The organism is Streptomyces palmae, assembly GCF_004684805.1.
GTDB classification, from domain to species: Bacteria; Actinomycetota; Actinomycetes; order Streptomycetales; family Streptomycetaceae; genus Streptomyces; species Streptomyces palmae.
On the sequence record NZ_SRID01000299.1, the window covers coordinates 1 to 8,651 of the forward strand.

Genomic DNA, 8,651 nt, shown 5'->3' on the forward strand with positions numbered 1-8,651 from the left:
GGCCAGGGCCTCGACGGGGCGGCGGGGGTGCCGCACCGGGAGGGAGGCCGGAGTGCTGGTCGTCCTGGGGGTGAGGCGGCGCGAGAGGCGGGCCCGCACCTGCTGCTCGGCGAGGCGTTCGCACCGGCCGAGCAGGGCGGCGCGGCGGGTCGCCTCCCTGGCCCCGGACGCGTCCGCACAGAGCCCGCGCAGCGCCGCGAGGTCCTCGGGCCGGGGTACGTACCCGGCCGACAGTGCGCTGCGGAGCTGGCTGAGATAGCCGGCGGCGGCGCCGGGCAGGGCGGCGCGATAGCGGGCCAGCTCCTCCAGGAGAAAGGCGCGCAGCCGCCCACCCTCGTGGACCGCCGCATCCACGGCGTGGGCGAGGCGCAGGCAGTCCTGGACCTCCTCGGCCCGGTCCGGACTGGGCAGGGCGAAGGCGGTGGTCGGCTGAAGGGCGATGGCGAGGGCGCGTCGGAGCACACGCAGCTCGTCCGCGCTGAACGCCATTCCGCCGCGGGGTCCATGTGGCGTGGGCATGCGCCGACTTTAAGTGCTAACCGGACAAAATCCGCTTAGCACTTCACATCGGGCGTGGCATGTCGTCGCCGGGGTTGCGGGCAGCGCCCTCCCAACCACGTGAACGACTCACGGCCGAAGGCGACCGGAAGCAGCTCGGGCCGGCGGACGGCCCGGCCACGGGCGCCGCCCAAGCGCCCCCCGGAGCAGGCGGACGGGGGCTGGGCAGCGCGGGTCGGCCGGCTTCGGGCGGGCGGTTCGCGGCCGGACGTACCAGGCGGCGGCCGTGCAAGGCTCCGGCCGCCGGCAGGACCCGCCCGCCGGATCCGCCCGCGCCGCCGGGCCCCAACGCACGGCCGGGGTGCCGCCCGTGTGGGCGGCACCCCGGGGTGGGGCGGCCGGGTTGGGGCCCGGCCGCTCGGTGGGTCAGGCGCTGGTGGACGCGCCGGTGGTCGCGCGGCGGCGGCTGAGGACGACGGCGCCGGCGCCGAGGCCCAGGGCGAGGGCCGCCCCGCCCCCGATCAGGGAGATGCCGGCGGCACCGGTGAGGGCCATGGAGCCGCCGTCGGAGGAGTCGTCGCCGGTGGAGCCGCCGGCGCTGTCGGAGCCGCCGGTGGTGCCGGCGTCGTCCTTGTCCTTGGAGTCGCCGCCGGAGCCGTTCTCGTCGGAGCCGCCGGTGGAGTCGGAGTCACCGCCGCCGGTGGAGCCCGACGCGCCCTCGAAGGTGATGGCGGCGGTGTCGTTGGCGGTGTTGGTGTCGCGCAGGTCGAGGCCCGCCGGGCCGGGGACCAGCTTGACGGTGCCCTTGGCGTCCTTGGGGGCGTCCTTGGCGATCTTCACGCCGAGGGAGTACGTCTGGCCCGAGCCGGGCAGCTCGGTGCTCGCCTCAGGGCACAGGTAGCGGCTGTGGCCCCCCTCGAACGGCTTGGTCTGGCCCTCGCTGACGTAGGTGAGGCACTCGCCGGTGGCGTCCTCGTCCGGCTCCTCGTCGACGCGGTTCCAGGTGGCGGTGACGCCCTCGGGCAGCGTCACGTCCACGTACACCAGCGGCTTGCCGTCGTGCCGGTAGGCGGCCGCCGGGCCGTTGTTGACCAGGCCGAAGGCGACGGATCCGGTGGTGGGGTCCTTCTTGTCCCGCTTGATGGCGCCGCCGCGGGCCGCGAAGTCCGCGTGGTTGTCGGCGTTGTAGGTGGCCATGCCCTCGGCACCCTGCTCGAACTCGCCGCCGGTGAAGGGCCGCAGGGTGATCGCGGCGTCGGTGCCGACCTCGCCGTTGGGGTCCCGGGACTCGTCGGCCGAGACCGCCTTGGCGGAGTACTTCACCCAGTTCGCCAGGGCCTGGTCGGTGACCTTGGCCCGCAGCGGGGTGCTGAAGGTGGCGCTCTTGCCCGGCTCCAGCGCGACGTCGAAGCTGCAGTAGACCGCGGTGTTGTGGTCCCAGTCGTCGTTGAAGCGGCAGTTCTTCGGCTTGGGGCTGGTGAACTCCAGGCCGGGGGCGCCGGTGTTCAGCCACACGTCGACGCGCTCGGTGGCCAGGTTGCCGACGTTCTTCACCGAGATCGGCAGGCTCACGGTGTCGCCGGTCTTCAGCCCGTCCCGGCCCTGGATCTTTCCGACCGCCACCTGGGGCGAGCCGACGGTGAGCTTGGTCTCGGCGGTGTCGCTGGTGGCCTTGTCGGCCGTCACCTCGTACTTCACGGTGCCGCCGGTGCCCGGCTTGGCGCCGGCCTCGGGAGTCACCGTGTACGGCTCGAACGGGCCGTGCAGATTGCCGTTGTCCTCGCAGGTCACCACCAGGCCGGAGGCGGTGCACTGCTCGTTGTTCGCCTGGACGGTGGCGATGCCCTTCAGGCCGCTGGCGTCGATGACCAGCTTGGCGTTCTCCGGCAGCGGCACCTCGGCGCCCTCGTCGGCGAAGGAGTAGCTGACATTCGGGGCGAACGGGCCGCCGGCCGGTATGTAGGCCTGTGCCGGGGCGTTGATCACGGCGTACGCCTGGGTGGGCGGCTCGGCGAAGGCGGCCGGGGCGACGGTGGCGACGGCGCCCAGGGCGAGCACCGCCCCGGCAGCCGCCGTCCGTGCCGTACTGCTCTTTGGACTGCTGCTACGCGCCATCGGCTCCACTCGTCTCTACCTCTACCGGAACGAAGTTCATCGCCCAGCAAGACAAACGAGACCCCCCGATGGTTGCCCTCGGCCACCTCCCGGCGCGGGCACACCGGCCCGCACCGGGAATCCGTCCCTCGGGGCTCGGCCGCGAAAGCCGCTACGACCTGGGAACGTTGCGCTCGTAGACCAGGCGCAGGCCGATCAGCGTGAGCCAGGGTTCGTGCTCGTCGATGACCGAGGCCTCGCCCAGCACCATGGGCGCCAGGCCGCCGGTGGCGATGACCGTCACCTCGTCCGGGTCCTCGGCCAGCTCGCGGGCCATCCGCCGCACCACGCCGTCCACCTGCCCGGCGAAGCCGTAGAGGATGCCGGACTGCATGGCCTCCACGGTGTTCTTGCCGATGACACTGCGCGGCCGGGCCAGCTCGATCTTGCGCAGCTGGGCGCCGCGTACGCCCAGGGCCTCCACGGAGATCTCGATGCCCGGGGCGATCACCCCGCCCACGTACTCCCCGCGCGCGCTCACCGCGTCGAAGGTGGTGGCGGTGCCGAAGTCGACCACCACCGCCGGCCCGTCGTACAGCTCGATGGCGGCCAGCGCGTTGATGATCCGGTCCGCGCCGACCTCCTTCGGGTTGTCCATCAGGATCGGCACCCCGGTCTTGACGCCCGGCTCCACCAGCACCGCGGGGACGTCGCCGTAGTAACGGCGGGTCACCTCGCGCAGCTCGTGCAGCACGGACGGGACCGTGGAGCAGATCGCGATGCCCTCGATGCCGTCGCCCAGCTCCTCGCCGAGCAGCGGGTGCATGCCCATCAGCCCCTGGAGCAGCACGGCCAGCTCGTCGGCGGTGCGCCGGGCGTCGGTGGAGATCCGCCAGTGCTCGACGATCTCGTCGCCGTCGAACAGGCCGAGGGTGGTGTGGGTGTTGCCGACATCGATGGTGAGCAGCATCAGCCCCGCGCCTCCGCACCCGGGGCGTCGTCCCGCAGGTCCAGGCCGATGTCCAGGATCGGCGAGGAGTGGGTGAGGGCGCCGACCGCCAGGTAGTCGACGCCGGTCTCCGCGTAGGCGCGGGCGTCGGCCAGGGTGAGCCGGCCGGAGGACTCCAGCATGGCGCGGCCGGCGACGAGTTCGACGGCCTCGCGGGTCTGCTCCGGGCTGAAGTTGTCCAGCAGGAGCAGGTCGGCGCCCTCCGCCAGCACCGGCGGGATCTGGTCGATACGGTCCACCTCGACCTCGATGGCCAGGTCGGGGAACTCCTCGCGGACCGCCTTGAAGGCCGCCGCCACCCCACCGGCCGCGATCACGTGGTTGTCCTTGATCAGCGCGGCGTCCGACAGCGACATCCGGTGGTTGACGCCACCGCCGCAGCGCACCGCGTACTTCTCCAGGGCGCGCAGCCCCGGGGTGGTCTTGCGGGTGTCCCGGACCCGGGCCTTGGTGCCCTCCAGCTCGTCCGACCAGGCGCGGGTGGCGGTGGCGATGCCGGACAGCCGGCACAGCAGGTTCAGCGCGCTGCGCTCGCCGGTCAGCAGGTCGCGGGTGCGGGTACGGACGGTGAGCAGCTTCTGGCCCGGCTCCACCTGGTCGCCGTCCTCGACGTGCCGCTCGACCTCGAACTCGTCGGTGCAGACCACCGACAGGACCGCCTCGGCGATGCGCAGCCCGGCCACCGTGCCCGCCTCGCGGGCGGTGAAGTCGCCGACGGCGAAGGCGTCCTCGGGGATGGTCGCCACGGTGGTGACGTCCACGCCCTGGTCCAGGTCCTCCTCGATGGCCAGGTGCGCGATGTCCTCGACCTGCACCGGGTCCAGGCCGGCGTCGGCGAGCAGCTGCGCCAGGTCCGGGTCGAGGCCGCACTCCATCGGGTCCAGGTCGAAGGAGTCGTCGGCCGACCCGCAGCCGCAGGCGTCGCCGCAGCCGCCGCCCCCGCCGGGGCCGCCGATCGGGAGCAGCGGAAGGGCGATGGGCTGTGCGCGGTCGGGGGTGGTGCTCACGGGCGGGACTCCGTCTCGGATCGGGGTGCGGTGGTTCGGGGGAAATCCGGCGTCTCGGTGGTGCGGACGTCGAGCGTGCGGTCCGGGCGCAGGGTGACCAGGAGGTGGCGGGCCCAGTGGGCATCGTCCCGGTCCGGGCGGTCCTCGCGCCAGTGGCAGCCGCGGGTCTCCTCGCGGAGCCGGGCGGCGGCCACCAGTGCCCGGGCGACCAGCAGCAGGTTGGTGGCCTCCCAGGTCTCCACGCCGGGCTCGGCGGTCTTGCCGTCCCGGCGCAGCTGCTCGGCGGCCTCCCGCTGGATGCCCTCCAGCGCGCTCGCCGCCCGGGCCAGGGACTCGGCGGAGCGGAGCACTCCGGCGCCGTCGGTCATGATGCGCTGGATGGCGTAGCGGGTCTCGGAGGCGAGCAGCGGGTTGTCCGTGTCCTCGCCGTCCTGGCCGTCCTGGCCGTCCTCGCCGTCCTCGTTGCCCACGGCCTCCGCCGGTGGCCATGCCTCCGCGGGCGCCGCCGGCGACCCGGACTCCTGGTGCCGGACGGTGATGTCCTCGGCGATGCGCTCGGCGAAGACCAGGCCCTCCAGCAGGGAGTTGGAGGCCAGCCGGTTCGCGCCGTGCACCCCGGTGCAGGCCACCTCGCCGCAGGCGTACAGCCCCGGCACGGTGGTCCGGCCGTGCAGATCGGTGCGTACGCCGCCGCTGGCGTGGTGGGCGGCGGGGGCGACCGGGATGGGCTCGGTCACCGGGTCGATGCCGTTCGCCCGGCAGGCGGCCAGGATGGTGGGGAAGCGCCGCTCCCACATCGGCGCCCCGAAGTGCCGGGCGTCCAGGTACATGTGCTCGGCGCCCTGCTCCAGCATCCGGCGCAGGATGCCCTTGGCGACGATGTCGCGGGGCGCCAGCTCGGCCAGCTCGTGCTGCCCCTGCATGAAGCGCACCCCGTCGGCGTCCACGAGGTGGGCGCCCTCGCCGCGGACCGCCTCGGAGACCAGCGGCTGCTGCCCCTCGGCCTCCGGGCCCAGCCACAGCACGGTGGGGTGGAACTGCACGAACTCCAGGTCGCTGACCTCGGCGCCGGCCCGCAGCGCGAGCGCCACGCCGTCGCCGGTGGCCACCGGCGGGTTGGTGGTGGCGGAGAAGGCCTGGCCCATGCCGCCGGTGGCCAGCACCACGGCCCCGGCGCGCACCGCGCCGACGCCGTCCCGCCGGCCCTCGCCCATCACATGCAGGGTGACTCCGGCCGCGCGCCCGTCCGCGTCCTTGATCAGGTCCAGTACGAGCGCGTTCTCCACGATCTCGATACTGCCCAGCGGCGCGCCGCCGGACACCGCGCCGTCGCCCGGGACCGCGCGGGCCTTGCCGGGGGCGGCCGCGCGGACCGCCTCGACCAGGGCGCGGGAGATCTCCGCGCCGGTCGCGTCGCCGCCGGCGTGCACTATCCGGCTGCGGTGGTGGCCGCCCTCGCGGGTGAGCAGGATCTCCCCGCTGCCGGGGTCGGCGTCGAACCGCGCGCCGGTGGCGACCAGCCGCCGTACCGCGCCCGGGCCCTCGGTGACCAGGGTGCGCACCGCCACCTCGTCGCAGAGTCCGGCGCCCGCCACCAGGGTGTCGTCCAGGTGCTGCTCGGGGGTGTCGCCCTCGCCGAGGGCCGCCGCGACCCCGCCCTGCGCCCAGCGGGTGGAGCCGTCGTCCAGCCGGGCCTTGGTGACCACCGCCACCCTGGCCCCCGCGGCGGCGCAGCGCAGCGCCACGGTGAGGCCGGCCACGCCCGAGCCGACGACCACCACGTCCGCGGTCACCGCCCAGCCGGGCGCGGGGGCGCGCAGCCTGAGGCCGGGGGCGGGCCCTGCCGGCGCGGGGGCCGTCCCCGGCCGCGGGGCCGAGCCGGGTGCCTGCGGGGCTGCGGCGGATATCGCCGAGGTGCTGTCGGGGCGGCTGTTCACACGGTGCTCCCAGCGGCTGCGGGTACGGCTCCGGCGCTCGGAGCCATGGCGAAGTGGAGGCGTACGTTGTCGATCAGCCGGGTGCTGCCGACCCGGGCGGCGACGGCCAGGATCGCCTCGCCCTGGTGCCCGTCGGCCACCTCGGTGAAGTCGGCGGGGTCGATCAGCCCCAGGTAGTCCAGGACCACCGGCGGCTCGGCCCGCGCGGCCTCGGCGAGCACGGCGTGCGCGGCGGCCCGTATCGCGGCCGGGTCCTCGACCACGTCCGCGGGCGCGTGCGGCCCCGCCGCCAGCCGCCCGGCGTCCCGGCCCGCGTACAGGGCTCGGGACAGGCTCAGCGCGGCGGCCCGCTCGGGCTCCGAGAGGTAGCGGTTCCGGCTGGAGCGGGCCAGGCCGTCGGGCTCCCGCACGATGGGTACGCCGACGATCTCCACCGGGAAGTTGAGGTCCCGCGCCATGCGCCGGATCAGCGCCAGCTGCTGGGCGTCCTTCTCACCGAAGAAGGCCACGTCCGGGCGGCTGAGGTGGAGCAGCTTGGCGACCACGGTGAGGACGCCGTCGAAGTGGCCGGGCCGGGAGGCGCCCTCGTACCGCTCGCCCATCGGTCCCGCGGACAGCCGCACCTGGGGCTCGCCGCCGGGGTAGACGTCCTCCACACCGGGCGCGAAGACGATGTCGGCGCCGGCCGCCGCGGCGACCTCCACATCGGCGTCCAGGGTGCGGGGGTAGCGGTCCAGGTCCTCACCCGCGCCGAACTGCAGCGGGTTGACGAACACCGTGACGGTGACCAGGCCCTCGGCGCCGACCCGCTCCCGGGCGGCCCGGATCAGCGAGGCGTGCCCCTCGTGCAGCGCGCCCATGGTCATCACCACGGCGGTACGTCCCGCCACGGCGAACCGGTCCAGCGCCCGGTCGAAGTCCGCGCGGCAGGTGATCAGCTCGACGGCCGGTTCGCCCGGACGCGCCTCGTTCCACGACTTCGGGCTCATGCGGCCCCTCCCAGTCCCGATTCCGACAGGACGCCCAGCAGGTCTTCGGCGAGTTCCGGTTTGAGCAGCCCGTGTGCGAGGGCCCGGTCCGCGGTGGCGCGGGCCATGGCCAGATATCCGGCGACGCTCTGCGGCGCGTGCTTGCGCAGCTCGGCGATGTGCGCCGCCACGGTCCCCGCGTCGCCGCGCGACACCGGGCCGGTCAGCGCGGCGTCCCCGCTGCGCAGCGCGTTGTCCAGGGCGGCGCCGAGCAGCGGCCCGAGCATCCGGTCCGGTGCCCCGACGCCCGCGGCCCGCAGCAGCTCCATCGCCTGCGCGACCAGGGTGACCAGGTGGTTCGCGCCGAGCGCCAGCGCCGCGTGGTACAGCGGACGGGCCTCCTCGGCGATCCACTCCGGCTCGCCGCCCATCTCGATCACCAGCGCCTCGGCCGCCAGCCGCAGCTCCTCGGGCGCGGTGACCCCGAAGGAGCAGCCGGCCAGCCGCTGCACGTCCACGGCGGTGCCGGTGAAGGTCATCGCGGGATGCAGCGCCAGGGGCAGCGCGCCGGCGCGCAGGGCCGGTTCCAGTACGGCGCATCCGTACCGGCCCGAGGTGTGCACGATCAGCTGGCCCGGCCGGATCGCCCCGGTCTCGACCAGCCCGGCGACCAGCCCCGGGAGGGTGTCGTCGGGGACGGTGAGCAGCACCAGATCGGCCCGGGCCAGAACTTCGGCGGGCTCCACCAGTGGGACGTCGGGCAGCAGGGCCGCGGCGCGGCGCCGCGAGGCCTCCGAGACCCCGGACACGGCGACCGGACGGTGCCCGGCGAGTTGGAGGGAGGCGGCCAGCACGGGTCCGACGCGGCCCGCGCCCACGACGCCCACGGTCAGGCGGGCGGGGCGGTCCTGGGCGTCGGTGTGGCGCGGTCGCGTGCCGGGCGCGTCGGCGGTGCGGGGCTCGGACGCGTACGGCGGCGGTGTGCCGGGCGGCCTGGGCTCGTGCGACTCGGGGCTGTGCTGTGCGTTCACGCTGTGGGGCCTTCCGTTCCAGTCCTCTGGGGGTACCGGACGATTCCTGGCCATGCTACGCGAGTGCCCCCACGGAGCCGGGGGCCCATGCGGGGTCCCCGTGCGGG

6 protein-coding genes and 1 pseudogene are annotated in these 8,651 nt (G+C 75.0%); all 7 read right to left on the minus strand.

Annotated features, from left to right (window positions below):
• Nucleotides 1-519, minus strand: a pseudogene (locus tag E4099_RS24460) (hypothetical protein); the annotation flags it as partial.
• Nucleotides 520-924: 405 nt separating this feature from the next.
• Nucleotides 925-2,613, minus strand: coding sequence for a COG1361 family protein (locus E4099_RS24465; protein WP_135341283.1), 1,689 nt, complete (start codon nt 2,611-2,613; stop codon nt 925-927).
• 151 nt (nt 2,614-2,764) lie between these two features.
• On the minus strand, nt 2,765-3,562 hold the full coding sequence (locus tag E4099_RS24470) for a type III pantothenate kinase (protein ID WP_135341284.1): 798 nt from the start codon (nt 3,560-3,562) through the stop codon (nt 2,765-2,767).
• Nucleotides 3,562-4,608 (minus strand): carboxylating nicotinate-nucleotide diphosphorylase, encoded by a 1,047-nt coding sequence (gene nadC / locus E4099_RS24475; RefSeq protein WP_135341285.1) that lies wholly within the window; start codon nt 4,606-4,608, stop codon nt 3,562-3,564. The genes E4099_RS24470 and nadC overlap by 1 nt, the downstream gene beginning before the upstream one ends.
• Nucleotides 4,605-6,428, minus strand: coding sequence for an L-aspartate oxidase (locus E4099_RS24480; RefSeq protein ID WP_245245132.1), 1,824 nt, complete (start codon nt 6,426-6,428; stop codon nt 4,605-4,607). Before E4099_RS24480 ends, nadC begins: the two co-directional genes overlap by 4 nt.
• Before the next feature lie 113 nt (nt 6,429-6,541).
• Nucleotides 6,542-7,534 carry a pantoate--beta-alanine ligase gene (gene panC / locus E4099_RS24485; RefSeq protein WP_135341286.1) on the minus strand — a complete coding sequence of 331 codons (993 nt, stop codon included), beginning with the start codon at nt 7,532-7,534 and terminating at the stop codon, nt 6,542-6,544.
• Nucleotides 7,531-8,544 (minus strand): Rossmann-like and DUF2520 domain-containing protein, encoded by a 1,014-nt coding sequence (locus E4099_RS24490; protein ID WP_386390346.1) that lies wholly within the window; start codon nt 8,542-8,544, stop codon nt 7,531-7,533. The genes panC and E4099_RS24490 overlap by 4 nt, the downstream gene beginning before the upstream one ends.
• Nucleotides 8,545-8,651: the final 107 nt, after the last annotated feature.